The organism is Salipiger sp. D13, assembly GCF_003703915.1.
Taxonomy (GTDB): Bacteria; Pseudomonadota; Alphaproteobacteria; order Rhodobacterales; family Rhodobacteraceae; genus Salipiger; species Salipiger profundus.
The window spans coordinates 318,713-342,821 of sequence record NZ_ML112592.1 but is presented as its reverse complement, the minus strand read 5'-3'; the positions used below and the strand labels follow the sequence as shown (position 1 = coordinate 342,821).

Genomic DNA, 24,109 nt, shown 5'->3' with positions numbered 1-24,109 from the left:
CGTGCGATACGAAATCGGAAGACGGGGGGTAGGTGTCGGACATGTGTGGTTCCTCCTCCACGGAATTCGATGATCAAGGGAAACGCGCGCGGCGAGGGATGGCAATAGGCATTTGGTGGAATGTTTCAGCAAATGCCGCTGAAAATTCGCACATATTCCAGGGCAGCGCGGAGGGGCGACCCTCCGCGCAAGCCCATGTCAGATGGCGAGATATTCCGCCCGCAGCTCGGCGTTCTCGAGCACCTCGGCGGCGCTGCCGTCGAAGACGATGGAGCCCGTGTCGAGGATGATCGCCCGGTCCGCCAGCTGCAGCGCACGCACCGCGTTCTGCTCGACGAGGATGGTGGTCATTCCCTGTTCCTTGATGTGGCGCAGGGTCTTCTCGATCTCGTCGACGATGACCGGCGCCAGCCCCTCGTAGGGCTCGTCGAGCAGCAGCACCTTGATGTCGCGCGCCAGCGCCCGGGCGATGGCCAGCATCTGCTGCTCGCCGCCCGAGAGGGTCACGCCCTCCTGCTTGCGGCGCTCACCGAGGCGCGGGAAAAGATCGTAAAGGCGTTCGATCGACCAGCCGATCGGCGGCGCGATCTGCGCTAGCTGCAGGTTCTCCTCGACCGTGAGGCCGGGGATGATGCAGCGGTCCTCGGGCACGAGCCCGAGCCCCGCCATGGCCGCCTCGTAGGAACTCATCTTGTGCAGCGGCTGGTGGTCGAGCCAGATCTCGCCACGGTTGACCTGCGGGCTGTCCATCCGCGCGATCGAACGCAGGGTCGTGGTCTTGCCCGCGCCGTTGCGCCCCAGAAGAGCGAGGATTTCGCCCTCGTGCACGTTGAAGTTGACACCCTGCACGATGTAGCTCTCGCCGTAGTAGGAGTGCATGTCCCACACCGAGAGAAAGGCCGGGGCGGTTTCCGCCTGGTTGGCGTTGCGGGAAAAATCGGGTCTGACGTTCATGTGATCCGCTCCTTACGCGTGCTCGCCAAGGTAGGCTTCCTGCACCTTGGGGTGGCCCTTGATGTTCTCGGGCGTGTCCTCGACCAGCGGCGTGCCCTGCGCGAGCACGGTGATCCGGTCGGCGAGGCTGAACACGACGTGCATGTCGTGCTCGATGATTGCCATGGTGATGTCGCGCTTGGCCTTGATCTCCCTGAGCAGGTCGATCGTGTTGTTGGTGTCGGCGCGCGCCATGCCGGCGGTGGGCTCGTCGAGCAGCAGCAGCCGCGGCTCCTGGACGAGGCACATCGCCATCTCGAGCCGCCGCTTGTCGCCACGCGACATCGAGGCGGAGTGCATGTTGCGCTTCTCCAGCATGTTGACGTCGGCGAGCATCGCCTCGGCCCGCTCGCGCAGTTCGCGCTCGCTTTCGACGGACTCGATGGCGTGCAGCCGGAAGACCCCGTCGCGACGTGCGAAGAGCGGGATCATCATGTTCTCCATCACCGTCAGGTCGCCGAAGATTTCCGGTGTCTGGAACACGCGGGAAATGCCCATCTGGTTGATCTCGTAGGGCTTGCGGCCCAGCACCGACTGGCCGTCGAACATGACCGAGCCGGTGTCGGGGATGAGCTTGCCGACGAGGCAGTTGAGCAGCGTCGACTTGCCCGCCCCGTTGGGCCCGATGATCGCGTGCACCGAGTTCTCGGCCACCGAGAGGGTCACGTCGGTCAGCGCCTTCAGGCCGCCGAAGCGCTTGTTGACGTCCTTGACTTCGAGAATGCCCATGGCGGTCTCCTTATTCGGCCGGGGGCTGCTGCGAGGCGGCCTGCGCCTCGGCGGCATCCGCATTGCGGTTGCGACGGTTGCTGACGGCGTTGCGGATGCGCTGGCCGCCCTCGACGAGCCCGCCGGGCAGGAAGATCACGATCAGCATGAACAGCAGGCCGAGCGTCAGGTGCCAGCCCTTGCCGACGAAGGGGTGGATGAGCCCGACCACGAGATCCTCGAGCCCGTCGGGCAGGAAGGACACCCAGCCGTGCACCACCTGGTCGTTGATCTTCGAGAAGATGTTCTCGAAGTACTTGATGAAGCCCGCGCCGAGCACCGGTCCGATGAGCGTGCCCGCGCCGCCGAGGATGGTCATCAGCACGACCTCGCCCGAGGCGGTCCACTGCATCCGCTCGGCGCCCGCGAGCGGGTCCATGCAGGCCAGCAGGCCGCCGGCAAGTCCGGCATACATGCCCGAGATCACGAAGGCGGCCAGCGTGTAGGGGCGCGCGTTCAGGCCGGTGTAGTAGAGCCGGTTCTGGTTCGACTTGATCGCCCGCAGCATCATGCCGAAGGGCGAGCGGAAGATGCGGATCGCCACGTAGAACGAGATCAGCATGATGACCGCCGCGATGTAGTAGCCGATGGAGAACTGGAATTCCCACGGGCCCATGGCCACGGTTTCGAAGCTGCGCATCTCGAGCCCGAAGAGGTTGGTGACCGGGATACCGCCGTCGGCCGTGGCGCTGACGCCCAGGATGCGCGGATCGTCGAGGGTGATCTGCAGGCCGGTCTCGCCGTTGGTGATCGGCGTCAGCACCGAGTAGGCGAGGTTGTAGCTCATCTGCGCGAAGGCCAGCGTCAGGATCGAGAAGTAGATCCCCGAGCGGCGCAGGCTGACGTAGCCGATCACCACCGCGAAGAGCCCCGCCATGACCATCGACAGCAGGATCGCCGGGATGACGTTCATGCTCAGAAGCTTGAACATCCACACCGCCGAGTAGGAGCCGACGCCGAGAAACGCGGCGTGGCCGAAGCTGAGGTAGCCGGTCAGGCCGAACAGGATGTTGAAGCCGATGGCCAGGATCCCGAAGATCACGAAGCGCTGCATCAGGTCCGGGTAGCCCGCGTTGAACTGCGCCAGCCCGCTGTCGGTGGGAAAGGGGTTCAGGATGAACGGTGCGAAGAGCGCGAGCACCGCCACGACCGCGAAGAGGGTTAGGTCTCTTTTACCGAGTCCGAGCATGGATCAGTCCTCCATCACGCCCTTGCGGCCCATCAGGCCACGGGGACGCGTCAGCAGAATTACGATGGCCACGAGGTAGATGATGATCTGGTCGATGCCGGGAAGGATCGACTTGATCTCGTTCATCGAGGCGAAGCTTTCGAGAATGCCGAGCAGGAAGCCGGCAAGCACGGCGCCGGGCAGGGAGCCCATGCCGCCGACGACCACCACCACGAAGGAGAGCACGAGGAAATCCATGCCCATGTGGTAGTTCGGCGAGTTGATCGGCGCGTACATCACCCCCGCGAGCCCGGCCACCGCGGCGGCGAGGCCGAACATGATGGTGAAGCGGCGGTCGATGTTGATGCCCAGCAGACCCACGGTCTCGCGGTCGGCCATGCCGGCGCGTACCACCATGCCGAAGGTGGTGAACTGCAGGAAGGCGAAGACCGCGCCGATGATGAGGGCGGCAAAGGCGAAATACACGAGCCGCCAGTAGGGATAGATGATGGCGTTGGGATCGAAGCCCAGCAGCACGCCGAAGTCGAAGGAGCCGGTGAAGGCATCGGGCGCCGGCGTCGGGATCGGGTTGGCGCCGTAGACCTGCTTGATGATCTCCTGCAGCACGATGGCAAGGCCGAAGGTCACGAGGATCTGGTCGGCGTGCGGGCGGCGGTAGAAGTGCTTGATCAGGCCGCGCTCCATGATGACGCCGATGGCGATCATCACCGGGATCGAGAACAGGATTGCCAGCGGCACCGACCAGTCGATGATCGCCGCGCCGGCGCTCTCTCCGAAGAGATCCTGCACGTAGGGCACGTCGACCTTCAGCGGGTTGCCGAGAAAGTCGGTGCGGGTCTCGTCGACCACCTGGTGCGACAGGTTGAGCAGCCGGTTGAGGGTGACGGCGCAGAAGGCGCCGATCATGAACAGGGCGCCATGGGCGAAGTTCACCACCCCCAGCGTGCCGAAGATGAGCGTGAGCCCGAGCGCGATGAGCGCATAGGCCGAGCCCTTGTCGAGCCCGTTCAGGATTTGAAGGATGATTGCGTCCATGAGCCGAAGCCTTCGAGGTCAAAGGAGGGGCGGGCGTTCCCGGCGCATGGGGCCGGGAACGCTGCGATGACGGGCGGCGCGGGTCGCGCGCCGCCTATGCCCTGAAGATCAGGCGCCCGGGTTGCAGGAGCCGAGCGAGCCGCCCGCGAACATCGGGTGGTCGGGCTCGTACCAGACCTGGCTGACCGGGGTGACCTCGACCACCTCGAGAAGGTCGAACTCGGAGGTCGGGTTCTCCTTGCCGCGCACGACCAGCACGTCCTTGAAGCACTGGTGGTCGGCGGAACGGTAAAGCGTCTGGCCGTTGCCGAGACCGTCGAAGAGGTAGCCCTTGTTGGCCGGCGAGGAGATGCCCGGAAGCGAGCTGTCGCCGCCCTCGAGCGCCTCGACCACGGCGCAGGGATCGAAGGAGCCCGCGCGCTGCACGGCGTCCGCGTAGAGCAGGGTCTGCACGTAGCAGGTGTGCGCGGCCTGGCTCGGCGGGAAGCCGTACTTGGTGCCGAAGGACTTCACGAAGGCCTTCGAGCCCTCGTCGGACAGCGACCAGTGCCAGTTGGTCGAGCCGAGGATGCCCTTGATGTTCTCGCCCGCGCCGCGTGCCATCAGGCGCGAGAAGAGCGGCACCACGATTTCGAAGTTCCTGCCGTTCACCTGCTTCTCGCGAAGACCGAACTGCACGGCGTTGGTGAGCGAGTTCACCATGTTGCCGCCGTAGTGGTTCAGGATCAGCACGTCGGCGCCCGAGTTCAGCACCGGCGCGATGTAGGACGAGAAGTCGGTCTGGGCGAGCGGGGTCTTGACGGTCTCGACCGTCTCCCAGCCAAGCGCCTCGGTGGCGGCCTTGATCGACTCTTCCTGCGTCCAGCCCCAGGTGTAGTCGGCGGTCAGGTGGTAGGCCTTGCGGTCCTCGCCGTATTGCTTGGCGAGCACCGGTGCCAGCGCCGCGCCGGACATGTAGGCATCGAAGAAGTGGCGGAAGCCGTTGGCCTTCTTGTCCTTGCCGGTGGTGTCGTTCGAGTGGGTGAGGCCGGCCATGAAGATGACGCCCGCCTCCTGGCAGAGGCCTTGCACCGCGACCGCGACGCCCGAGGACGAGCCGCCGGTGATCATCACCGCACCGTCCTTCTCGATCATCGACTTGGCCGAGGCCCGTGCCGCGTCGGACTTGGTCTGGGTGTCGCCGGTGACGTATTCGACCTTCTTGCCGAGGATGCCGTTGCCCTCAAGCGCCTTCGACGAGAAGGTGTTCAGCATGCCGCCGTCGCCACCGCCATTAAGATGCTCGACGGCCAGCTCGTAGGCGCGCAGCTCGTCGGCGCCCTCGTCGGCGTAGGGGCCGGTCTGCGGAACGTTGAAGCCCAGGGTCACCGAGCCGCCGGTGGGCTCGTTGGTGAAGGCCCGTGCAGACGAGGCGGTGAAGATCGTCGGCAGCGCCAGGCCGGCGCCGGTGATCGCACCGGTGCGCAGCAGCCCACGGCGAGACAGTGTCGTCTTGGACATGAAATTCCTCCCATTTTGTAAAGATGTGCAGGCGGGCTCCTCTTCCCTCCGGCACGCGCACAGCGATGTGCAAAATCAGTATTTGCGGGGATTGAAAATCGCGCAACAACTGCCTTTGTTGGAACAATCTTTTTGTCAACGAATGAACAGTATGCCATAGTCTTCTGTAAACATTTTTATGTTGCGCCGCAGAAAGGCGTTGAAAGGACTTGATAAGCGACCATGGCCCGCGACACGCTCACAGGCTCGCGCATCCGCGAACGGCGCATCATCCTTGGACTGAAGCAGGCCGAGCTTGCGCGTCGTGCGGAAATCTCGGCGTCCTATCTCAACCTTATCGAGCATAACCGGCGCAGAATCGGCGGAAAGTTGCTGCTCGACATCGCCGAGATCCTCGGGGTCGAGCCGGCGGTCCTGACCGAGGGGGCCGAGGCCACGCTGATCGCGACGCTGCGCGAGGCGGCGTTGCGCGACGGCGAGACCGGGGCCGAGCTCGACCGCCTCGACGAGTTCGCCGGGCGCTTTCCCGGCTGGGCCCGGCTGCTCGCCGACGCCCGCAATCGCATCGACACGCTCGAACGGTCGGTCGAGACGCTGACCGACCGGCTGGCGCATGACCCGCATCTCGCCGATGCCTTGCACGAGATGCTGTCGACGGTGACGGCGATCCGCTCGACCGCCTCGATCCTCGCCGAGCCGGGCGACATCGATCCGGACTGGCAGCGCCGCTTCCACCGCAACATCTACGAGGACAGCGCGCGGCTTGCAGAGAGCAGCCGCAGCCTTGCCTCCTATCTCGAGGCCGAGGGCAAGGCCGCCGCCGAGCGCGGCACGCCGCAGGAGGAACTCGAAGCGCTGTTCGAGGCCGCCGAGTATCACATCGCGCCGCTCGATGCTGGCGCCGCGCCCGAAGCGGTGGCGGGCGACATGGGCGCAGAGCTCTCGCCGACCGCGCAGGCGCTGTTGCGCCGGGCGTTCCAGCGCTACGCGGCGGATGCGGCGGCGATGCCGCTCGATCGTGTCATGGAGGCGGTCGTGGTCACCGGAACCGACCCGCTGGCGCTGGCGCAGCGCTTCGGCACCGATCCGGCGCGGGCGATGCGGCGGCTGGCGACGCTGCCGGCCAACGCGCCCTGCGGCCCCGTGGGCCTGGCGATCTGCGATGCCTCGGGCGTTTTCACCTTTCGCCGGCCGCTGCCCGATTTCCCGATCCCGCGCTTCGGCGCCGATTGCCCGCTCTGGCCGCTCTTCGCCGCGCTGTCGCGTCCGATGTCGGTGCTCAGCCGCACCCTGCGCGCCGCCGGGCGCCAGAGCGGCGCGGTCACCGCCATCGCCTTTGCCCAGCCGGCCGGCCCGCCCGAGCTCAACCGCGAGCCGGTGTTCGAGGCGCACATGATGATCGCCCCGGCGCCGGCCCGCGCGGCGGACGGGGCCGAAGAGGTCGGCGTGACCTGCCGGATCTGTCCGCGCGTCTCCTGTCCGGCACGGCGCGAGCCCTCGCTGCTCGCCTCCGATCCGATCTGATCGGATCTGATCTTTTTTGACACCTGCGATCACATTCGCGATAAGTTTTTTACAGGGGAGACAATCCGCGGTTCGGGTGCTGAGGAGGCCGGGACAGGGGGAAAGGGTGCATATGTCGAAACGAGTGATGCTGATCGAGGACGAGCCCAACATCATCGAGGCGATCAGCTTCATCCTTTCGCGCGAGGGGCTGTCGGTGGACACGCATTCCGACGGCACCACCGCCAACGACAAGCTGCGCGCTAGCCCGCCGGACCTGCTGATCCTTGATGTCATGCTGCCGGGCAAGAGCGGCTACGATATCCTGCGAGAGTTGCGCGAAGAGGCGGATACCGCGGAGCTGCCGGTGCTCATGCTCACGGCGCGCGGCCAGTCGCGCGACCGCGAGATGGCCGAGCGGGCAGGGGTGTCGGCCTTCATGACCAAGCCCTTCTCGAACGCCGAGATGCTCGAGCAGGTGCGCGCGCTGATGGCCGAGACCTCATGACCGAGAGCGGGCCGCCGCGACGGGGCAAGCCCCCGGTGTTTCTCGAACGGCAATCCTACCGTCGCCGCCGGGTGATCGACGCGGCCCGCGTGCTGCCCTTCATCGGGCTGCTGCTCTGGCTGATCCCGCTGCTCTGGCGCGAGGAGGGCACGGCCGCGGTGCGCTCGTCGAGCGCCATCGTCTACCTGTTCGGCGTCTGGGCGCTTCTGGTGCTGGGCGCGGGCGTCCTGTCGTGGCGGCTGACGGCGCAGGCGCGCGAGGCCGACACGGGCGAGTCCGAGAGGGCCGAGCCCGGGCCCCGCCGGGCGGAGGCGCCCTGACCATGCTCAATACGCTGGTCGCCGTCTGCAGCGCCTACGCGGTGTTTCTCTTCGCCATCGCCTTCGTGGCCGAGCGGGCGGCCATTCGCGGACAGGCGAGCTGGCTGCGCTCGCCCATGGTCTACACGCTGTCGCTGTCGATCTACTGCACTGCGTGGACCTTCTACGGCGCCGTGGGCTCGGCGGTGCGGTCGGGGTTCGAATACCTGACGATCTACCTCGGGCCGTCGCTGGTGCTCATCGGCTGGTGGTGGATCCTGCGCCGGCTCGTGCGTATCGGGCGCAGCCAGCGTATCACCTCGGTCGCCGACCTGATCTCGTCCCGTTACGGCAAGTCGAACCTGCTGGCGGTCGGGGTCACGATCCTCGCGGTGGTCGGCACCACGCCGTACATCGCGCTGCAGCTCCAGTCGGTCACCCTGAGCTTCGAGGTCTTCGGCGTGGGCGACATGGCCACCGGCGAAGAGAGCGGCCACACCGCGCTCTGGGTCGCCGCCGGTCTCGCGCTCTTCACGGTGATCTTCGGCACCCGCAACCTCGACGCCAACGAACGCCACAACGGCGTGGTCATGGCCATCGCCGTCGAGGCCGTGGTGAAACTCGCGGCGCTGCTCGCCGTCGGGGTCTTCGTGGTCTGGGGGCTCTCGGGCGGGGTCTCGGGCACGCTCGACCGGATCGACGCCTCGCCTCTGGGGCACTGGGAGATCAACGGCGGGCGCTGGGCGGGGCTGATGATGCTCTCGGCGGCGGCTTTCCTGTGCCTGCCGCGCATCTTCCAGGTGCTCGTGGTCGAGAACGACAACGAGACCCACCTGCGCACCGCAAGTTGGGCCTTTCCGCTCTACCTCGGCTTGATGAGCCTCTTCGTGGTGCCGATCGCCGTCGCGGGGCTCGACATGCTGCCAGAAGGGTCGAACCCCGACCTCTTCGTGCTGACCCTGCCGCTGAGCGAGGGCCGCGACGGGCTGGCGGTGCTGTCGTTCCTCGGCGGCTTCAGCTCGGCCACCTCCATGGTCATCGTCGCCGCCATCGCGCTGTCGACGATGGTCTCGAACCACGTGGTCATGCCGCTGTGGCTGCGCTTCGCGGCGGGCGGCGCCAAGGTCTCGGGGGACGTCCGGCACGTGGTTTTGCTGTCGCGGCGGCTGTCGATCATCGCCGTGGTGATGCTGGGGTATCTCTACTACCGGCTGTCGGGCGGCGGCGCGGCGCTGGCCTCGATCGGGCTCATCAGCTTCGCGGGCGTCGCGCAGGTGCTGCCCGCCATGCTCGGCGGCATCTTCTGGCGCGGCGCGTCGCGGCTGGGGGCGCTCACCGGGCTCACGCTCGGCTTCGGATGCTGGGGCTACACGGTTTTCCTGCCGAGCTTCGGCTCCGGTGTCTTCCTGCCCGATGCGTGGCTCGTGGCGGGGCCCTTCGGGCTCTCGTGGCTGCGGCCGCAGGCGCTGTTCGGGATCGAGGGGATGGACCCGCTGCTGCACGCGGTCTTCTGGTCTCTGACGCTCAACACGGCGGGCTTCGTGCTGGCCTCGCTCGCGAGCTTCCCCGGGCCGCTTGAGCGGCTGCAGGGGGCGCAGTTCGTCAACGTCTTCGACCATTCCAACGCGCCGCGCAGCTGGACCGGCCGGGTGGCCGAGACCGAGGACCTGATGGTCATGGCGCAGCGCATCCTCGGGGCGCGCGACGCCCGGCAGCTCTTCGAGCGCGAGGCGCAGCGGCAGGGGATGCCCGGTGCGCTGCCGGCGCCGACGCCGGACTTCCTCGAGACGCTGGAACGCGAGCTCGCGGGCTCGGTCGGCGCGGCCACGGCGCACGCGATGGTCGGGCAGATCGTCGGCGGCATGTCGGTCTCGGTCGAGGACCTGATGGCGGTGGCCGACGAGACCGCGCAGCTCATGGAATACTCTGCCCGGCTCGAAGCGCAGTCGCAGGAGCTGGCGCGCACCGCCGCGCAGCTGCGCGAGGCGAACTCGAAGCTCACGCGGCTGTCGGTGCAGAAGGATGCCTTTCTCAGCCAGATCAGCCACGAGTTGCGCACCCCGATGACCTCGATCCGGGCGTTCTCCGAGATCCTGCGCGACACCGAGGGACTGGGCCCCGAGGAGCAGAGCAAGTATGCCTCGATCATCCACGACGAGGCGATCCGTCTGACCCGGCTGCTCGACGATCTGCTCGATCTGTCCGTCCTCGAGAACGGGCAGGTGAACCTGAACCTGCGCGAGGGGCTGCTGTCGGATGTGCTCGACCGGGCGGTGGCGGCCGCCGCCGCCGACGAACATGGCGCGCGGCTGCGCATCAACCGCGACCCGGCGGCCGAGCAGGTCTGGCTGAACACCGACATCGACCGGCTCAGCCAGGTGTTCATCAACCTCGTGGCCAACGCGCGTAAATACTGCGATGCCGCCGAGCCGCGGCTCGAGATCCGGGTGCGCACCGGCGACCGCGTGGTGATCGACTTCATCGACAACGGCTCGGGCATATCGACCGAGGCGCAGGACGTGATCTTCGAGAAGTTCAGCCGCGTGAGCGACCAGAAGGCTGGGGGCGCGGGGCTCGGGCTGGCGATCTGCCGGCAGATCATGGCGCGTCTCGGTGGCGAGATCGGATACCTTCCGGCACAGGGCGGCGCGGCCTTCCGTGTGGTGCTGCCGGCCGATATCGCGATGGCCGCGCAGTAGGGGCCGCAACGCGGAATGCCGCGCCGGGCTAAAGCCCTTGGTAACCTTATTCACCCATACCCTTGAGGGAGTCCGCCGGAAAACAGGCCAGGAAGGCGATGGGTGATCCCGCAAGACAGACCGATGTTCTGGGCCGAAAGGCCAGCGCGGCGCGCCGGGCCTTCGAGGCGCGCGCGATGTCGCCGGCCAAGGCCCTGCGCCGCGCGTTGTCTCGCAGTGCCGATGTGCTGTGGGATCTTGCGCTCGTCACCCATGGCGTGGGTCAGGAGATCGCGGATCAGGATCAGGTGGTCGAGATGCTGCCCCCGCGCGGGCTCCTGCTGCTGCTCGACGGTCCCGGCGGGGCGCTGGGGCTCGCCATGGTCGATCGCGAGATCCTCACCGGCCTGACCGAGGTGCAGACGATCCTGCAGGTCACCCAGATGCCTGTCGAGGATCGCGCGCTCACACCGACAGATGCGGCGATGGTGTCACCGTTGCTCGACGGCACGCTCGAGCGGTTCGAGCGCTACCTCGACGGGCATCCGCTGCACGCCCAGCTGGCAGGCTACCGCTTCGGCGCGATGCTCGAAGACCCGCGCGCCGCCGGTCTGCTGCTCGACGCCGCAAGCTACCGGGTCTTCTCGGTCTCGGTGGATCTCGCGCTGGGCCGGCGCAAGGGCGACATGATGATCGTCCTGCCCGAGCGGCCCGAGGCGGAAGATCCCCTTGCGGCGACCGAGGCGGGCGAGGGGGCCGAGGGGCCGCACGAGAAGACGATGACCCTGCTGCCGGTGCGGATGGAGGCCGTGCTTTCACGTGTGACACTGCCGTTGAGCGTGGCGCAGCGGCTCAGGCCGGGCGACCTTGTGCCGCTTTCCCCCGATGCGCTCGACACGGTCGAGTTCGTCTCGGGCTCCGAGGTGCCCATCGCCGGCGGCCGGCTTGGCCAGATGAACGGGATGCGGGCGGTGCGGCTGAGATGGCCCGAGGGCGCGGCTGATCGCGACCGGCCGGAGCCTGGCGCCATGATCGAACGGGAGGCAACGGTCGCTGCCCTTTCCGAAGCTCCGCAAGCGCCGCCGCAGGGGGGAGATTCGGCACCGCCTGAGCCGGTGCCGGCAGCCTCCGACCTTGCCGAAGATCTGCCGGACCTGCCGCCGATGGAATTCGACACCGGCGATTTCGGCTTCGGCGACATGTCGCCGGCCGCCACGCCGGAGGCGGATCAGCCAAGCGACCTCATGGGCGACTTCGACTTTGCAGCCGCCCCGCTCGATATCGGCAAGTCCTGACCCGCGGGGTCAGGACTTCTGCGCGGCCAGCGATTCGAGGCTGGGGCGGAGACCGTCGAGCTGGTAGCCCGCCTTGGAGGTGGTCGCGAGGATCTCGTCGACGGGCATCTCGCCGGCCTTTCCCATGGCCCAGACGATCGAGCTGCGGGTGCCCGAGCGGCAGTAGGCCAGCACCGGTCCATCGGCGCCGGCAATCTGCTCGGCCTGCTCCTGCACCTGGTCCAGCGTGAGCCCTTCGTTGGTCACCGGAATGTAGACGAAATTCATGCCTGCCGCCCGGACGGCCTCTTCGAGCGCGGCGCTTTGCAGCGGCGGCTCGACCTCGTCGTCGGGGCGGTTGCAGATGACAAGCGAAATGCCCGCCTCAGCGAGGGCGGGCACTTCGTCGACCGCGATTTGCGGGGATACGGAGTATCCGGGAGTGAGATTGATCATAGCCATGCGGCAAGATCACTCGGCAGGCACCACTTTGTCCAGACGTGCTCTTACGAAAGGCGCGAGCGCCATGCCGGTCAGCATCGCAGCGATGAAAACGTAGAGCGACGGCCCGCCGTAGCTCAGCGCCGCGATCGAGGGCCCGGGGCAGATGCCGGCCAGGCCCCAGCCCGCGCCGAACATCAGCGAGCCCACCACGAGGCGGCCGTCGATTCGGGTCGACGGCGGGGGCGGCAGGTCGGAGCCCAGCACCGACAGCGTACGCCGCCGGGCGATCTGCCAGGCGATGAACATGGGGATCATGGCGCCGCCCATGACGAAGGCGAGCGTCGGGTCCCACGCGCCGAAGACGTCGAGCCAGCCCTGCACCTTGGTGGTGTCGGTCATGCCCGAGACGAAAAGGCCGGCCCCGAAGAGGCCACCGGCGATGAACGAGAAGATCAGGCGCCCCATATCAGATGACTCCCAGCATGTGACGGAAGACGATCACGCCGACACCGCCGGCGAGGATGTAGATCACCGTGGCGACGATGCCGCGCGGCGAGAGCCGCGAGATGCCGCAGACGCCATGCCCCGAGGTGCAGCCGTTGGCGATGCGGGTGCCGAGGCCCACGAGCAGGCCGGCGGCGACCAGCACCACGAGGTTGTCGGTGATGTGCGTGTTCACCTCTCGGTAGAACGGGTAGAGGATGATCGGCAGCAGAACGACGCCGGCCAGAAAGACCAGCTTCTCCCATTTGCTGCGCCCGGCCGAGCCGTCCACCAGCGAGCCGATGATGCCGGAAGCGCCCATGATCCGCCCGTTGAAGAGCAGGAACACGGCGCCGCCGGTGCCGATCAGCAAGCCGCCGATCAGGCCCCAGATCCAGTCGATTTGCATGTTGCGCGTTTCCCTTGGTCGTATGTCTTCGAAGAAAGCTGCGCCCCCGGTTCGCGGCGGGGGCGCAGGTCCGTGAGTGATCTCAGAGCTTGTTCACCGGCACCTTGAGGAAGACGTCGCCCTTCTCGTCGGGCGGCGGCATCCGGCCGGCGCGCATGTTCACCTGCAGCGACGGGATGATGAGCTTGGGCATCGCCAGCGTCGCGTCGCGGCTGTCGCGCATGTGCACGAAGTCGTCCTTGGACTTGCCCGCGCCGACGTGGATGTTGGCGGCCTTCTGCTCGCCAACCGTGGTTTCCCAGGCGTATTCGTCGCGGCCCGGCGCCTTGTAGTCGTGTCCCACGAAGATCCGGGTCTCGTCCGGCAGGGCGAGGATCTTCTGGATCGAGTTGTAGAGCGTCTCGGACGAGCCGCCGGGGAAGTCGCAGCGCGCGGTGCCGAAGTCGGGCATGAACAGCGTGTCTCCGACAAAGGCCGCGTCGCCGATCACGTAGGTCAGGCAGGCGGGCGTATGGCCGGGCGTGTGCAGCACGTCACCGCGCAGCTGGCCGATATGGAAGCTGTCGCCTTCGCGGAACAGCTGGTCGAACTGCGAGCCGTCGCGCTGGAACTCGGTCCCCTCGTTGAAGACCTTGCCGAAGGTGTCCTGCACGATCTGGATGCGATCACCGATGCCGATCTTGCCGCCGAGCTGCTCCTGGATGTAGGGGGCGGCGCTCAGGTGGTCGGCGTGGACGTGGCTTTCGAGCAGCCATTCGACCTTGTAGCCCTTCTCCTTCACGAAGGCGATCACGGCGTCGGCGGAGCGGGTATCGGTGCGGCCCGAGGAATAGTCGAAATCGAGCACGGAATCGACGATCGCGCAGGCCGACCCCTCGGGGTCGCGCACGACGTAGGAGATCGTATTGGTGGCGTCGTCGAAGAATGCGGTAACTTCAGGTGACATCATGGCGGGTCCTCCGTTTCGTAAGTCATATGGCTTTATTGGAATGTGTTTTCAAGAGCCGATTGCGGATTGACCTGAATCATTGCGGAGATCTGCCGCCCGTTTCATCGTGAGGCCCGGAAAACAGCGTGGCAGGACAGATCATGTCGCATGAAACTCACAGAAGGATGCTATTGAAGAGACTCGGAGAGCTCGGCGCACGGCTCGAGGGAATCGAGGAGTCTCTGGAAGCGCCGGCTCCCAAGGACTGGGAGGAAAGCGCGGTCGAGCGCGAGGGTGACGAGGTGCTCGAAAGCCTCGGCAGCAGCGGGCAGGCCGAAATCGCCCGGATCCGCGCGGCCCTGCGTCGCATGGACGAGGGAGAATACGGATACTGCCAGAGCTGCGGAGAGCCGATCGCCGAGGCCCGGCTCGACGTGCTGCCCGACACGCCCTTCTGCGCGACCTGCGCCGGAGGTCGGAAACGCCAGCCTGCCTAGGCGCGGGCGATCCACGAAGAGCTACGGAGAGGAGGACCAACCCATGATCGAAGCCCTGAAGAAGAAGATCGTCGAACTGGAAGATGAAATCGGACAGGCCGAGGTCTCGGCGGATGCCGATGTGCGCAAGGAGCTTCTAGAGGATCTCGAGCGCCACATCGAGGAACTCGAGGCGCGCGGCGGCAAGGCGCCCGGTTCGGCGCTGCGGCTGGTCCGGCCGGATCACGACAGCGAGGTCGAAGACCAGTTCGACAACATGCCGATCTGAGCCCAGGGTCCGGCCCGCGCGGCCGATCGCTTGCGCTCGACCGTCGATTGCCCTCTAATGCCCCGTCATCGCGCGGAAAAGCGCGGCAACGGGCCGGTCGCACATGCGCCCGGCGGACGGGGACGGGCATATGCCAGAGGCGCAGGACACGGTCGGGTATTCCTATCGGGACGGCATCGTCCGGATCGCGGTCGACCATCCTCCGGTGAATGCGCTTGCGCGTCCGGTGCGTGAGGGGCTGCATGCCGCGCTGGACCGGGCGGCGGCGGAAGACGGCGCGCAGGCCGTCCTGCTGGTCGGGACGGCCCGCGGCTTTCCCGCCGGCGAGGATCTGGCCGAGCTTGACGCACCGCTCTCCGGACCTTCGGTGGCCGATCTCTGCGCACGGATCGAGGCCTTCGGGATTCCCGTCATCGCGGCGCTGCACGGCACCGTCATGGGCGGCGGTCTCGAGCTGGCGCTGGCGGCGCATTACCGCATCGCGCTGACCTCGACCCGGGTCGGCCTGCCGCAGGTCAGGCTCGGCCTTGTCCCCGGTGCGGGTGCGACCCAGCGGGTGCCACGGATGATCGGCGCCCGGGCCGCGCTCGAGATGATGCTTGGCGGCGGCGCCTACCCGGTTGACCGCGCCCCGGCGCGCGGACTTGTCGACGTGCTGGCAGACGTCGACCTGAACGCGGCGGCCGAAGGCTACATTCGCGAGCTTCTCGCGTCCGGCAACGGGCCGCGGCGGACGTCCGAACTCCGCGACGGCTTTGCCGATCCCGGCGCCTACCAGCAGGACATTGCCCGTTTCCGCGAGGCGCTCGCGAACCGTCCCGAAATCGCTCCGCGCGAGATCCTGGCCGCCGTCGAGGCGGCCATGCTGCTGCCATTCGAGGCCGGGCTGGCGTTGGAGCGCGACGCCTTCGAGACCTGTCTCGGGTCCGAACAGTCCCGTGCCCTGCGCGCGGGCTTTCGCGCCGAACACGCGGCGCAGGGGCTCGGGCTTCCGGCCGGCACGGCGTTGCCCGACCTGTCCTGCATCGCCGTCCTGGGCGGAGGGGGGCTCGCGGCGCAGCTTGCGTTTGCCCTGCTCAGGGCCGGGGTCCGGGTGCAATGGGGCACGCAGGATCCCGACCAGCTGCGGGCCGGCGTGCCGAAACTCCGCGATGCCTTCGAGGCCGGTGTCGTGCGCGGCGCTCTGACCGAGGACGAGGCCGAGGAATGCATGGCGCTGCTTCGCGTCGGTGACGGCGCCGCGATGACCGATGGCGCGCAGATGATCCTGCACGCTGCGCCGGGGCAGTGGAACGTGCCGGTGCCGGAAGGAGCGGTGCGGGCCATCGCCTTCGCGGGCGAGGTCGAGGGGCTGGGCCTGCGCTTCGCGCCGCCGGTCCATGCCACGCGCCTGCTCGAGGTGATCGCGGGCCCCTCCGTCACGGCCGGAGAGCTTGCCGCGTCCCGCGCGCTCGCGCGACGGCTGGGCCGGATCGCGGTGCGTGTCTCTTCCTCTGGCGAGAGCGCCGCGGCGCGCCTTGTGGCAGTCTGCCAGCGCGCGGCGGATGCGCTCGTGGACCTCGGGCAGGATCCCTACGACCTCGACCGCGCCCTCCGCGACTGGGGCTGGACGCGCCCGCCCTTCGTCGCGCGCGACCTGGCCGGGCTCGCGGGCCATGCGCAGGCACCCCGCGCGGACGGCGCAATGAACTGGTCTCGGCTGCTGCGCGACGCGGGCCGCTCGGGCCGCGCGGCGGGGCAGGGGGTCTATGACTGGCAGAGCGGCTCACCGCGCGAGGATGACGAGGTCGCGGCGCTGATCGACAGTGCCCGGCCCCGGTCGGCGCCGCTCCCGCCCGAGACCATCCGCGGGGGCCTGTTCGGCGCCATGGCGAACGCGGGCGCGCGGATGCTCTCCGAGGGGATGCTCTCGACACCTTCGGAGGTCGATCTCGTCGCGGTGCAGGCGCTCGACCTGCCGCGCTGGCGCGGTGGTCCGATGCATCTCGCCGGGGTCGAGGGGCTGCTGCGGCTGCGGCGCACGATGGAGACGTTCGACCACCCGGACCGCACGCTCTGGACACCCGAGTCCGTCTTCGCCGATCTCATCAAGAACGGCCGCAATTTCGATGCGCTGAACGGCTGACGACCGCCGGCCCGGCACGCGCGCGCCCGGCGACGGAAACCTCAGCCGAGGAAGATCCCCAGGATCACCATCATCAGGCCCAGTACCGACAGCATCAACGCGCCCATGTTCAGCGGCACGATCCCGTGCACCACCGCGCGCAGCGCCTCGTCGTCCATGCCGGAGCGCCGGGCGCGCCAGACCTTGACGATACACCACAAAAGCCCCGCGAGTCCGAGGACCGACAGCGCCGCGCCAAGCCAGATGAGCCATTCCATGGCGATCGTCCCTTTCCTCCGTGAAACGCGGCTTGCGGTAATCCATCGCCGGTTCCGTCGCAACCCCTTGATGGTCGCGCGCGCCTTGGGCTACTCAAAGCGCCACACCGGCAGGAGACAGATCCGATGCAAGACGAAGGTTCGAGCAACAGCTATGGCGTCGCGGCAGGCGAGCTGCGCAGCTTCATAGAGCGATACGAGCGCCTCGAGCTCGAGAAGAAGGAAATCGCCGACCAGCAGAAAGAGGTCATGGCCGAGGCCAAGGGCCGCGGCTACGACGTCAAGGTGCTGCGCAAGGTCATCGCGCTGCGCAAGCGCGACAAGGACGACATCGCCGAGGAAGAGGCGGTTCTGGAGATGTACAAGGCCGCGCTCGGAATGGAGTGAACGGCCGGGCCCCTTTCCGGCCCGAGGCCCTTCTTCTCTTTCCAAATACCCTCGGGGGTGAATTGGCGCGGCACGCGCCAAGAGGGGGCAGCGCCCCCCTCGCCGGGGCCGTCTGCGCGGGGTCTCCGGTCTGGGCGCCGCGGCGTCCGCCGCGCGGGCCTCAGGCCGAGATCAGCCGCACCCCCGGCATCCGGCCGATCTGCGAGACGTCCTCGTCGTAGAGTTCTGTCAGCATGTCGACATAGGCGCCGTCCCATCCCGGCAGGTCGAGCTCTTCCTCGATGGCCTCGTCGAGCGCGTATTTCTCCAGGAACGCCATCATCACGCGGCGCTTCTGGGCCTCGTTGACGCCCGGGTTCTCCGTCAGGAAGGCGCGGAAGCGCGTCATCCCCTCCGGGCTGATGATTTCCGCGAAGAGGTCGAAGGCGCCGGTGATCTTCCGGTTCGCCTCGATCCCCGCCATCTCGCGCAGCAGCTGGCCCCAGATCAGCGGCGTGTCCTCGTTGCACCAGACCGTCACCGGCGCCGAGGGCACCGCCGTGCGGATGCGCGCGATCATCTCCGACCAGCGCAGCCGCATCGGGTCGGCGCCGCAGAGGAAATCGTCGAAGCTGGCGTGCGGTGTGGCGGCATAGACCGCCGGCAGGAAGGTCGCGAAGTCGCGCAGCCCGACGTAGATCTTGATGTCATCGCCGGGAAACAGCCTTCGCATTGCCAGGAGCCGCTGCTCGAGCTTGCGGTAGAGCCGACCGCCGGCCAGTGCGAGCTTCGGCACCGACAGCAGGTTCTCGTGGCTCAGGACAAGCCGGTCGATCCGCTCGGGATCGTCGTCGATGATCGCGTCGAGCAGCACCTCGCGCGCCTCCGGCGCCGGTGTGCCGTCGCCGAGCGCGTTGACCGTGTCCGACAGCAGGGTCCGGTAGCGGCCGGGGCCGGGGATCGCGACGCCGTCCTTGCGGACATCCTCGGCATTGCGCAGCAGTCCCTTGAGCAGCCGGTCCTCGTCCGTGGAGTGGACGCCGATGTGAAGAATGATCTGCATCGCCTGCTCTTTCGGTTGGACCGGCATCGCACTATAAGCGCTTTCGCCGCGAGGAAAACCGCAATTGCCCGGGGGATGCGCCATGAGCCTTGCAGACGACAGCACCCGCCGCCCCGCGTGGCGGCCCGCCCTGCCGAGCCCCTGGTCCGCGGGGGCCGTCCTGATCGCCGCGCTGGTGATCGGGCCGATCCTGTCGGTGCTGTGGATCGCCGCATTTCCAGCCGAGAACATCTGGCCGCATCTCGTCTCGACGACGCTGCCGCGCTACCTCGTGAACACGCTGGTGCTGATGTTCGGGGTGGGGATGCTGGCCGGAGCCTCGGGCTCGGGCGCCGCCTGGCTCATCTCGCGCTACGATTTCCCCGGCAGGCGCTGGCTCGAATACCTGCTGCTGCTGCCGCTGGCGATCCCGGCCTACGTCGGCGCCTACGCGCTGGTGGATTTCCTCGAATATGCCGGGCCGGTGCAGACCGGCCTGCGCCAGCTCTTCGGGTGGCAGACCGCGCGCGACTACTGGTTCCCCGAGATCCGCTCGATGGGCGCCGCGATCATCGTTCTGGGTGCCGCGCTCTACCCCTATGTCTACCTGCTCGCCCGCAATGCCTTCCGCGAGCAGTCCGCCGCCTCGGAAGAGGTCGCCCAGTCGCTCGGCGCCGGCGCGCTGGGGCGGTTCTGGCGGGTGGGGCTGCCGCTGGCACGCCCCGCCATCGCCGCCGGCATGGCCATCGTGATGATGGAGGCGGTGAACGACTTCGGCACCGTCGACTACTTTGCCGTGCAGACGCTCACGACGGGCATCTTCTCGGTCTGGCTGCAGAGCAACAACGCGGGCGGCGCCGCGCAGATCGCCGCCACCGTGCTCGCGCTGGTCATCGTGCTGGTGCTGCTCGAGAAGAGCTCGCGCCGCCGGATGCGGTTCTTCAGCCTCTCGACCCATCACCGCCCTGTCGAGCGCAAGCCGCTCGCGGGTGGCGGCGGCTGGCTGGCGACGCTGGCCTGCGCGCTGCCCTTCGCCATGGGGTTCGTGCTGCCGGCCGGCGTGATCCTGTCGCACGCCCTGCGCAACGCGGCAAACTGGGCCGACCCGGCGCTGTGGGAGGCCGGCCTGCACACGCTCACGGTGGGCGGCATCGCCGCGCTCGTCACGGTGCTCGGCGGCGTCTTCCTCGTCTACGGCGTGCGCCTTTCGGGCCGTGCGCTGCCGCGGCTGCTGCTGCCGGTCACGACGATCGGCTACGCGGCGCCCGGCGCGGTGCTGGGGGTCGGCATCCTGATCCCGCTGGCGGGCGTCGACCACGTTCTGGCCGACACGGTCGAAGGCCTGACAGGGCACGACATCGGCCTCGTCCTGACCGGTTCCGCCTTCGCGGTGGTGCTGGCCTACTTCGTGCGCTTCTTCGCGATCGCGCAGGGAGCCGCCGATGCCGCGATGGGTCGGGTCTCGCCCAACCTCGCGCTCGCCGCCCGCTCGCTCGGCCGCAACCAGGCCCAGACCTTGGGCGAGGTCTACTACCCGCTCATCCGAGCCTCGATCGCCTCGGCGCTGCTGCTCGTCTTCGTCGACTGCGTCAAGGAACTGCCCGCGACGCTGCTGCTGCGCCCGTTCAACTACGAGACCCTCGCGACCCGCGTCCACGAGCAGGCCTCGCTCGAGAACCTCGGCGACGCCGCCCCTGCCGCCATGCTGGTGATCGCAGTGGGCCTTGCCGCGGTCGGACTTCTCGCCCGCGCCAACAGGTAGATTCCGCTCCAGATTGGCCTTGCGCCCACCCGCCCTGCTGTCATATCCCTTGCGCCACGGTGCCCCTATAGCTCAGCTGGTAGAGCAACTGATTTGTAATCAGTAGGTCCGCGGTTCGAGTCCGTGTGGGGGCACCAGTTATCCAGTCAAAGCATTGGTTTCGCCTCAGCTTCTTGCAGATGCTTGGAGCCGTAGGCCACGTCGGAGACCATCTGCCCGTCGTTCATCCTCGTTTAGTAGGTGTTTTCTACTTCAGCCGCGGCATACCGCGGCAAGCTGTGAGGCCACTACACATCGCCGAGGTTCGCGTTTCCTTCCGCACGAGATCTGCTCGTGTCGCCGGGGCACGCGCCGGCAAAGCCTCACAATCGTACACGCCAAACCAAATCAATGGGTCCTGACCCTAAAGCAGACACGGCGAGCTTCTTCAAATTTGCGGGGTCGCCAGCGGGTGCAACGTCGCCTTCCCGTTTGGCGCTTCTCCGGGCTTCCCCCAGGCGCCACACAGCGATGCAAGACCCGACCTCATGAAAGAGCGCGTCGCCCGGGGGGCGGCGCGCTTCCGTGTCTCGTGGGGCTCGGCTTACTCGACCGAGGCCAGCTGTTTCGGCAGCTTGAATGTCCAGACCATGCCGCCCTGGTTGAGGTAGTTCACCTTCTTGGCGACCTCGCCGCCCCAGAGCGGCACCGCGCCACCCCAGCCGGAGACGACCGAGACATACTGCTCGCCGTCCATGTCCCAGGTGACCGGCTGGCCGACGATGCCCGAGCCGGTCTGGAACGACCACAGCTCCTCGCCGGTCTCGTCATCGAGCGCGAGGAACTTGCCCTCGGGGGTGCCGAAGAACACCAGCCCGCCGGCGGTGGTCATCACGCCGCCCCAGAGCGGGGCCTCGTTCTGGTATTCCCACTTCCATTCGCCGGTGGCCGGGTCGATGGCCTTGAGCGAGCCGATGTGATCCTCGTACATCGGCTTGATGGTGAAGCCGGAGCCGAGGTAGGCGGCGCCCTTCTTGTAGGTGACCGGCTCGTTCCAGATGTCCATGCCCCATTCGTTCGAGGGCACGTAGAACAGGCCGGTGTTCTGCGAGTAGGCCATCGGCATCCAGTTCTTGCCACCGAGGAACCCCGGGGCCGAGAACACGACCTCGCCCTTGCCGCCGTCGGTCGCCGCCGAGGGGTCGCCGGGGCGGTTGTCCTCGTTGTAGATCGGCCGGCCGGTCTCGTCGATGCCGCTCGCCCAGGTGATGTCCTTGACGAAGGGGTGGGCCGAGACAAAGGCGCCGTCCTCGCGGTTCAGCACGTAGAAGAAGCCGTTGCGGTCGGCGGTGGCGAAGCGCTTGTTGCCGTCCGCGTCCTCGTAGGCGACGACCTCGTTGACGCCGTCGTAATCCCAGCCCTCGCGAGGCGTGGTCTGGAAGTGCCACTTGATCTCGCCGGTGGCCGGGTCGATGCCGAGGCGCGAGGCGGCGTAGAGGTTGTCGCCGGTGTTGCCCACGGTGGGCTTGCCCGCGCCGCGCAGGTGGCTGTTCCAGGGCGCCGGGTTGCCGGTGCCGAAGATCAGCGTGTCGGTCTCCGCATCATAGGAGCCGCCGAGCCAGGTAGCGCCGCCGCCGGTCTTCCAAAGGTCGCCCGGCCAGGTGGCGTTGAGCTCGCCGGTCATGGTGCTCTCTTCGCCGTTGAGCGTGCCCATGTGGCCCTCGATCACCGGGCGGGTCCAGACCATGTCGCCGGTCTCGACGTCCCGCGCCTGGACCTCTCCGACGATGCCGAACTCGCCGCCGGAGTTGCCGGTGATGACCAGCCCGTTCACGATGAGCGGCGCGGCGGTGTAGGAGTAGCCTGCCTTGTAGTCGGCGATCTTGTCGCGCCAGACGACATCGCCGGTCTTGCGGTCGAGCGCCACGAGCCGGGCGTCGAGCGTGCCGAAGATGATCTTGTCGCCGTAGATCGCCGCGCCGCGGTTGATGACGTCGCAGCAGGGCAGGATGCCCTCGGGCAGGCGGGCATCATACTGCCAGAGCTCCTCGCCGGTCTGCAGATCGATGGCATAGAGGCGCGAGTAGGAGCCGGTGACATACATCACGCCGTCGTAGACGATCGGCTGGGTTTCCTGGCCGCGCTGCTTCTCGCCGCCCATCGAGAAAGCCCATGCGGGCATCAGGTTCTTGACGTTGTCCTTGTTGAGCGTGTCCAGCGGGCTGTAACGCTGCAGGTGCCGGCCCATGCCGTTGGTGACCACCTGGGTGGTCATGGTCTGGTCGTTGGCCAGATCCTCTTCGGTGACCTGTGCCTGCGTCACGCCGGCGGCAAGCAGGCCGGCGGTCACGGCAAGAATGAAACGGTTCATGTTGTCCTCCCTTGGAACGGTTTTGGCGAAACGGCTGCGGCCCCGCCGGGCCGATGTGCTCCTCCGGTGCGAAGCATCCCCGGCGCGGGGCCGGAGATGAATTGCACAATGGTCGTAAGACCAATCGACAGGGTCAGTCCTGACCCTCGATGGCACGGTTGTCCTGCGTTGTGATCGAGGTGAGATAGGCGAGGATGAAATCCTGCACGGTGCGATCCTCGATGCCGACGTGGCGCATCTTGGTGCCGGGCATGAAGCCGTCGTTGTCCTCCATCCAGGCGCGCAGCGCCGCCGGGGTCCAGACGATCCCCGAGGCCGAGAGCGCGGTGGAATACGCGTAGTCGGGATAGGTGCCGGCGCCGCGATAGAGCACGTTCTCGAGTGGCGGCCCATAGGAAGGGTCCGTGGAATCAACGGCATGGCAGCGGCGGCACTGTACGTCGAACAGCGCCTTGCCGGCGTCGATCTTGATGGTCTCGTAGACGTTGGCCATGGCCGGCCCGGCAAGGCAGAGCGCGGCGACGGCGGTGGCGATGAAACGGGGCATGTGGTCCTCCGGTGTTGCAGGTGCTTGGCGGACACGAACTCAGCACCGTTCGCGCGAAGCGCCTGCGTGACCGTCGTCGCGAGTATCCTGCCCGATCACGGCTCCGTGTATTGCACCATGGTCTAGTCCTGCCGCCCCGGCATCACCGCCCTTGGCGGGCCTCGGGCCGCCTTCGGCGAGGATATTTGCAGCCAGAAGAAGGCCGGAACCTCACATCCGCCCCGGGCCGCGCGGGCGGTGTCCGCAGCAGAGCGTGCGATGGGGCTTCTTCTGGCCAGAAATATTCCCGGGGGAGTCGCCGCAGGCGACGGGGGCAGCGCCCCCGCGACCACGCGTGTTGCTGCTCAGAACAGCGGGGCGTAGCGCCAGTTGTCGGCGTCTGGGGTGACCTCGTCGAGGTCGTAATCCGCGCCCTGCAGGCGCCGGGCGATGGCGAGCCCGTCCTCGGCGGCCTCGTCGATCAGACGGCGACCCGCGGCCTCGTCCTGCGCGACGCCGAAGCCGCGCATGAGATCGACACCGTGGTTGAACTTGCCCACCGGATCGCCGGCCTCGGCGGCGCGGCGGTCCCATTCGGCGGCGGCGTCCGGGTCGTAGTCGCCGCCGAAGCCGTTCTGCTCCATGTAGGACATCCAGGTCATCGACTGGGTGTAGCCGGCCGCGGCGCAGGCCTCGAAGATCGCACGGGCGGTCTCGTGATCGCCGGACTTGGTCATCAGGTAGCCGGCGGCGCATGTGGTCATGTCGGTCGCGCCACGCGCGACCTTGTCGCGGATCGTGCCCCAGGTCATCTCCTCGGGGTTCGTCGTGCCATAGTCGTCCGCCGTCGAAACGCCAGCTGCGGCGATCAGGACAAGCGCGCAGAAGGTGGTGCGCATGGGCGC

The 24,109-nt window shown here is 67.7% G+C and carries 24 protein-coding genes and 1 tRNA gene; 11 read left to right on the top strand and 14 right to left on the bottom strand.

Going from position 1 to position 24,109, the window contains the following annotated elements:
* Window positions 1-198: 198 nt before the first annotated feature.
* From D6860_RS08505 to D6860_RS08485, 5 genes are all read right to left on the bottom strand, one after another.
* Window positions 199-954: an ABC transporter ATP-binding protein gene (locus tag D6860_RS08505; RefSeq protein ID WP_076622366.1), complete on the bottom strand. Its 756-nt coding sequence runs from the start codon at window positions 952-954 to the stop codon at window positions 199-201.
* A 12-nt stretch (window positions 955-966) separates the two neighbouring features.
* Window positions 967-1,722, bottom strand: a complete 756-nt coding sequence (locus tag D6860_RS08500; RefSeq protein WP_076622365.1) for an ABC transporter ATP-binding protein — start codon at window positions 1,720-1,722, stop codon at window positions 967-969.
* Between the two features lie 10 nt (window positions 1,723-1,732).
* Window positions 1,733-2,950: a branched-chain amino acid ABC transporter permease gene (locus tag D6860_RS08495; protein WP_017467778.1), complete on the bottom strand. Its 1,218-nt coding sequence runs from the start codon at window positions 2,948-2,950 to the stop codon at window positions 1,733-1,735.
* 3 nt (window positions 2,951-2,953) lie between these two features.
* Complete coding sequence (locus D6860_RS08490; protein ID WP_076622364.1) at window positions 2,954-3,985, bottom strand: branched-chain amino acid ABC transporter permease; 1,032 nt, start codon at window positions 3,983-3,985, stop codon at window positions 2,954-2,956.
* Between the two features lie 108 nt (window positions 3,986-4,093).
* Window positions 4,094-5,485 carry a substrate-binding protein gene (locus D6860_RS08485; protein WP_076622363.1) on the bottom strand — a complete coding sequence of 464 codons (1,392 nt, stop codon included), beginning with the start codon at window positions 5,483-5,485 and terminating at the stop codon, window positions 4,094-4,096.
* A gap of 222 nt (window positions 5,486-5,707) precedes the next feature.
* Between D6860_RS08485 and D6860_RS08480 the strand changes: the two genes are divergently transcribed.
* The 5 genes from D6860_RS08480 (at window position 5,708) to D6860_RS08460 (ending at window position 11,768) form a co-directional block, all read left to right on the top strand.
* Complete coding sequence (locus tag D6860_RS08480; protein WP_076622362.1) at window positions 5,708-7,009, top strand: helix-turn-helix domain-containing protein; 1,302 nt, start codon at window positions 5,708-5,710, stop codon at window positions 7,007-7,009.
* A gap of 112 nt (window positions 7,010-7,121) precedes the next feature.
* Complete coding sequence (locus tag D6860_RS08475) at window positions 7,122-7,496, top strand: response regulator transcription factor (protein ID WP_076622361.1); 375 nt, start codon at window positions 7,122-7,124, stop codon at window positions 7,494-7,496.
* Window positions 7,493-7,816, top strand: coding sequence for a hypothetical protein (locus tag D6860_RS08470; RefSeq protein WP_076622360.1), 324 nt, complete (start codon window positions 7,493-7,495; stop codon window positions 7,814-7,816). The genes D6860_RS08475 and D6860_RS08470 overlap by 4 nt, the downstream gene beginning before the upstream one ends.
* Window positions 7,813-10,494 (top strand): ATP-binding protein, encoded by a 2,682-nt coding sequence (locus tag D6860_RS08465; protein ID WP_164845634.1) that lies wholly within the window; start codon window positions 7,813-7,815, stop codon window positions 10,492-10,494. Before D6860_RS08470 ends, D6860_RS08465 begins: the two co-directional genes overlap by 4 nt.
* A 98-nt stretch (window positions 10,495-10,592) precedes the next feature.
* Window positions 10,593-11,768: a FliM/FliN family flagellar motor switch protein gene (locus D6860_RS08460; RefSeq protein ID WP_076622358.1), complete on the top strand. Its 1,176-nt coding sequence runs from the start codon at window positions 10,593-10,595 to the stop codon at window positions 11,766-11,768.
* A 9-nt stretch (window positions 11,769-11,777) separates the two neighbouring features.
* Here D6860_RS08460 and D6860_RS08455 read toward each other — a convergent pair whose 3' ends face one another.
* From D6860_RS08455 to D6860_RS08440, 4 genes are all read right to left on the bottom strand, one after another.
* Window positions 11,778-12,209 carry a protein tyrosine phosphatase family protein gene (locus tag D6860_RS08455; protein ID WP_076622357.1) on the bottom strand — a complete coding sequence of 144 codons (432 nt, stop codon included), beginning with the start codon at window positions 12,207-12,209 and terminating at the stop codon, window positions 11,778-11,780.
* Between the two features lie 9 nt (window positions 12,210-12,218).
* Window positions 12,219-12,656 (bottom strand): DUF6691 family protein, encoded by a 438-nt coding sequence (locus D6860_RS08450; protein ID WP_017468299.1) that lies wholly within the window; start codon window positions 12,654-12,656, stop codon window positions 12,219-12,221.
* Window position 12,657: 1 nt separating this feature from the next.
* On the bottom strand, window positions 12,658-13,083 hold the full coding sequence (locus D6860_RS08445; RefSeq protein ID WP_076622356.1) for a YeeE/YedE family protein: 426 nt from the start codon (window positions 13,081-13,083) through the stop codon (window positions 12,658-12,660).
* A gap of 82 nt (window positions 13,084-13,165) precedes the next feature.
* Window positions 13,166-14,029 (bottom strand): MBL fold metallo-hydrolase, encoded by an 864-nt coding sequence (locus D6860_RS08440; RefSeq protein ID WP_076625240.1) that lies wholly within the window; start codon window positions 14,027-14,029, stop codon window positions 13,166-13,168.
* Window positions 14,030-14,196: 167 nt separating this feature from the next.
* On the opposite strand from D6860_RS08440, the gene D6860_RS08435 reads away from it, so the two are divergent.
* From D6860_RS08435 to D6860_RS08425, 3 genes are all read left to right on the top strand, one after another.
* Window positions 14,197-14,508, top strand: a complete 312-nt coding sequence (locus tag D6860_RS08435; RefSeq protein ID WP_229743223.1) for a TraR/DksA family transcriptional regulator — start codon at window positions 14,197-14,199, stop codon at window positions 14,506-14,508.
* A 43-nt stretch (window positions 14,509-14,551) separates the two neighbouring features.
* Window positions 14,552-14,776: a hypothetical protein gene (locus D6860_RS08430; RefSeq protein ID WP_076622354.1), complete on the top strand. Its 225-nt coding sequence runs from the start codon at window positions 14,552-14,554 to the stop codon at window positions 14,774-14,776.
* Window positions 14,777-14,906: 130 nt separating this feature from the next.
* Entirely contained in the window at window positions 14,907-16,901 is a 1,995-nt protein-coding gene (locus D6860_RS08425) for an enoyl-CoA hydratase-related protein (protein ID WP_076622353.1), read from the top strand.
* A gap of 41 nt (window positions 16,902-16,942) precedes the next feature.
* Here the strand turns inward: D6860_RS08425 and D6860_RS08420 are convergent, their stop codons facing one another.
* Window positions 16,943-17,158, bottom strand: coding sequence for a hypothetical protein (locus D6860_RS08420; RefSeq protein WP_076622352.1), 216 nt, complete (start codon window positions 17,156-17,158; stop codon window positions 16,943-16,945).
* Window positions 17,159-17,284: 126 nt separating this feature from the next.
* Here D6860_RS08420 and D6860_RS08415 point away from each other — a divergent pair, with 126 nt between their 5' ends.
* Window positions 17,285-17,545 (top strand): DUF2312 domain-containing protein, encoded by a 261-nt coding sequence (locus tag D6860_RS08415; protein WP_076622351.1) that lies wholly within the window; start codon window positions 17,285-17,287, stop codon window positions 17,543-17,545.
* A gap of 160 nt (window positions 17,546-17,705) precedes the next feature.
* Here the strand turns inward: D6860_RS08415 and D6860_RS08410 are convergent, their stop codons facing one another.
* Window positions 17,706-18,587 carry a hypothetical protein gene (locus D6860_RS08410; RefSeq protein WP_017467751.1) on the bottom strand — a complete coding sequence of 294 codons (882 nt, stop codon included), beginning with the start codon at window positions 18,585-18,587 and terminating at the stop codon, window positions 17,706-17,708.
* A gap of 82 nt (window positions 18,588-18,669) precedes the next feature.
* On the opposite strand from D6860_RS08410, the gene D6860_RS08405 reads away from it, so the two are divergent.
* Window positions 18,670-20,328 carry an ABC transporter permease gene (locus D6860_RS08405; protein ID WP_076622350.1) on the top strand — a complete coding sequence of 553 codons (1,659 nt, stop codon included), beginning with the start codon at window positions 18,670-18,672 and terminating at the stop codon, window positions 20,326-20,328.
* Window positions 20,329-20,389: 61 nt separating this feature from the next.
* Window positions 20,390-20,465, top strand: a tRNA-Thr gene (locus D6860_RS08400).
* Between the two features lie 446 nt (window positions 20,466-20,911).
* On the opposite strand, the gene D6860_RS08395 is transcribed toward D6860_RS08400, so the two are convergent.
* The 3 genes from D6860_RS08395 to D6860_RS08385 form a co-directional block, all read right to left on the bottom strand.
* The gene (locus tag D6860_RS08395) at window positions 20,912-22,678 is read right to left on the bottom strand and encodes a PQQ-dependent methanol/ethanol family dehydrogenase (protein WP_076622349.1); all 1,767 of its coding nucleotides are present in this window, start codon (window positions 22,676-22,678) and stop codon (window positions 20,912-20,914) included.
* Between the two features lie 133 nt (window positions 22,679-22,811).
* A complete protein-coding gene (locus D6860_RS08390; RefSeq protein WP_076622348.1) occupies window positions 22,812-23,225 on the bottom strand; it encodes a c-type cytochrome in 414 nt (137 codons plus the stop codon).
* A gap of 344 nt (window positions 23,226-23,569) precedes the next feature.
* The gene (locus D6860_RS08385) at window positions 23,570-24,103 is read right to left on the bottom strand and encodes a tetratricopeptide repeat protein (protein ID WP_076622347.1); all 534 of its coding nucleotides are present in this window, start codon (window positions 24,101-24,103) and stop codon (window positions 23,570-23,572) included.
* Between the last annotated feature and the right edge of the window lie 6 nt (window positions 24,104-24,109).

Excerpts from the sequence above, each read along its gene's own strand:
- D6860_RS08505 (WP_076622366.1), bottom strand. The coding sequence starts at position 954 with ATGAACGTCAGACCCGATTTTTCCCGCAACGCCAACCAGGCGGAAACC.
- D6860_RS08500 (WP_076622365.1), bottom strand. The coding sequence starts at position 1,722 with ATGGGCATTCTCGAAGTCAAGGACGTCAACAAGCGCTTCGGCGGCCTG.
- D6860_RS08495 (WP_017467778.1), bottom strand. The coding sequence starts at position 2,950 with ATGCTCGGACTCGGTAAAAGAGACCTAACCCTCTTCGCGGTCGTGGCG.
- D6860_RS08490 (WP_076622364.1), bottom strand. The coding sequence starts at position 3,985 with ATGGACGCAATCATCCTTCAAATCCTGAACGGGCTCGACAAGGGCTCG.
- D6860_RS08485 (WP_076622363.1), bottom strand. The coding sequence starts at position 5,485 with ATGTCCAAGACGACACTGTCTCGCCGTGGGCTGCTGCGCACCGGTGCG.
- D6860_RS08480 (WP_076622362.1), top strand. The coding sequence starts at position 5,708 with ATGGCCCGCGACACGCTCACAGGCTCGCGCATCCGCGAACGGCGCATC.
- D6860_RS08475 (WP_076622361.1), top strand. The coding sequence starts at position 7,122 with ATGTCGAAACGAGTGATGCTGATCGAGGACGAGCCCAACATCATCGAG.
- D6860_RS08470 (WP_076622360.1), top strand. The coding sequence starts at position 7,493 with ATGACCGAGAGCGGGCCGCCGCGACGGGGCAAGCCCCCGGTGTTTCTC.
- D6860_RS08460 (WP_076622358.1), top strand. The coding sequence starts at position 10,593 with ATGGGTGATCCCGCAAGACAGACCGATGTTCTGGGCCGAAAGGCCAGC.
- D6860_RS08455 (WP_076622357.1), bottom strand. The coding sequence starts at position 12,209 with ATGGCTATGATCAATCTCACTCCCGGATACTCCGTATCCCCGCAAATC.
- D6860_RS08450 (WP_017468299.1), bottom strand. The coding sequence starts at position 12,656 with ATGGGGCGCCTGATCTTCTCGTTCATCGCCGGTGGCCTCTTCGGGGCC.
- D6860_RS08445 (WP_076622356.1), bottom strand. The coding sequence starts at position 13,083 with ATGCAAATCGACTGGATCTGGGGCCTGATCGGCGGCTTGCTGATCGGC.
- D6860_RS08440 (WP_076625240.1), bottom strand. The coding sequence starts at position 14,029 with ATGTCACCTGAAGTTACCGCATTCTTCGACGACGCCACCAATACGATC.
- D6860_RS08435 (WP_229743223.1), top strand. The coding sequence starts at position 14,197 with ATGCTATTGAAGAGACTCGGAGAGCTCGGCGCACGGCTCGAGGGAATC.
- D6860_RS08430 (WP_076622354.1), top strand. The coding sequence starts at position 14,552 with ATGATCGAAGCCCTGAAGAAGAAGATCGTCGAACTGGAAGATGAAATC.
- D6860_RS08425 (WP_076622353.1), top strand. The coding sequence starts at position 14,907 with ATGCCAGAGGCGCAGGACACGGTCGGGTATTCCTATCGGGACGGCATC.
- D6860_RS08420 (WP_076622352.1), bottom strand. The coding sequence starts at position 17,158 with ATGGAATGGCTCATCTGGCTTGGCGCGGCGCTGTCGGTCCTCGGACTC.
- D6860_RS08415 (WP_076622351.1), top strand. The coding sequence starts at position 17,285 with ATGCAAGACGAAGGTTCGAGCAACAGCTATGGCGTCGCGGCAGGCGAG.
- D6860_RS08410 (WP_017467751.1), bottom strand. The coding sequence starts at position 18,587 with ATGCAGATCATTCTTCACATCGGCGTCCACTCCACGGACGAGGACCGG.
- D6860_RS08405 (WP_076622350.1), top strand. The coding sequence starts at position 18,670 with ATGAGCCTTGCAGACGACAGCACCCGCCGCCCCGCGTGGCGGCCCGCC.
- D6860_RS08395 (WP_076622349.1), bottom strand. The coding sequence starts at position 22,678 with ATGAACCGTTTCATTCTTGCCGTGACCGCCGGCCTGCTTGCCGCCGGC.
- D6860_RS08390 (WP_076622348.1), bottom strand. The coding sequence starts at position 23,225 with ATGCCCCGTTTCATCGCCACCGCCGTCGCCGCGCTCTGCCTTGCCGGG.
- D6860_RS08385 (WP_076622347.1), bottom strand. The coding sequence starts at position 24,103 with ATGCGCACCACCTTCTGCGCGCTTGTCCTGATCGCCGCAGCTGGCGTT.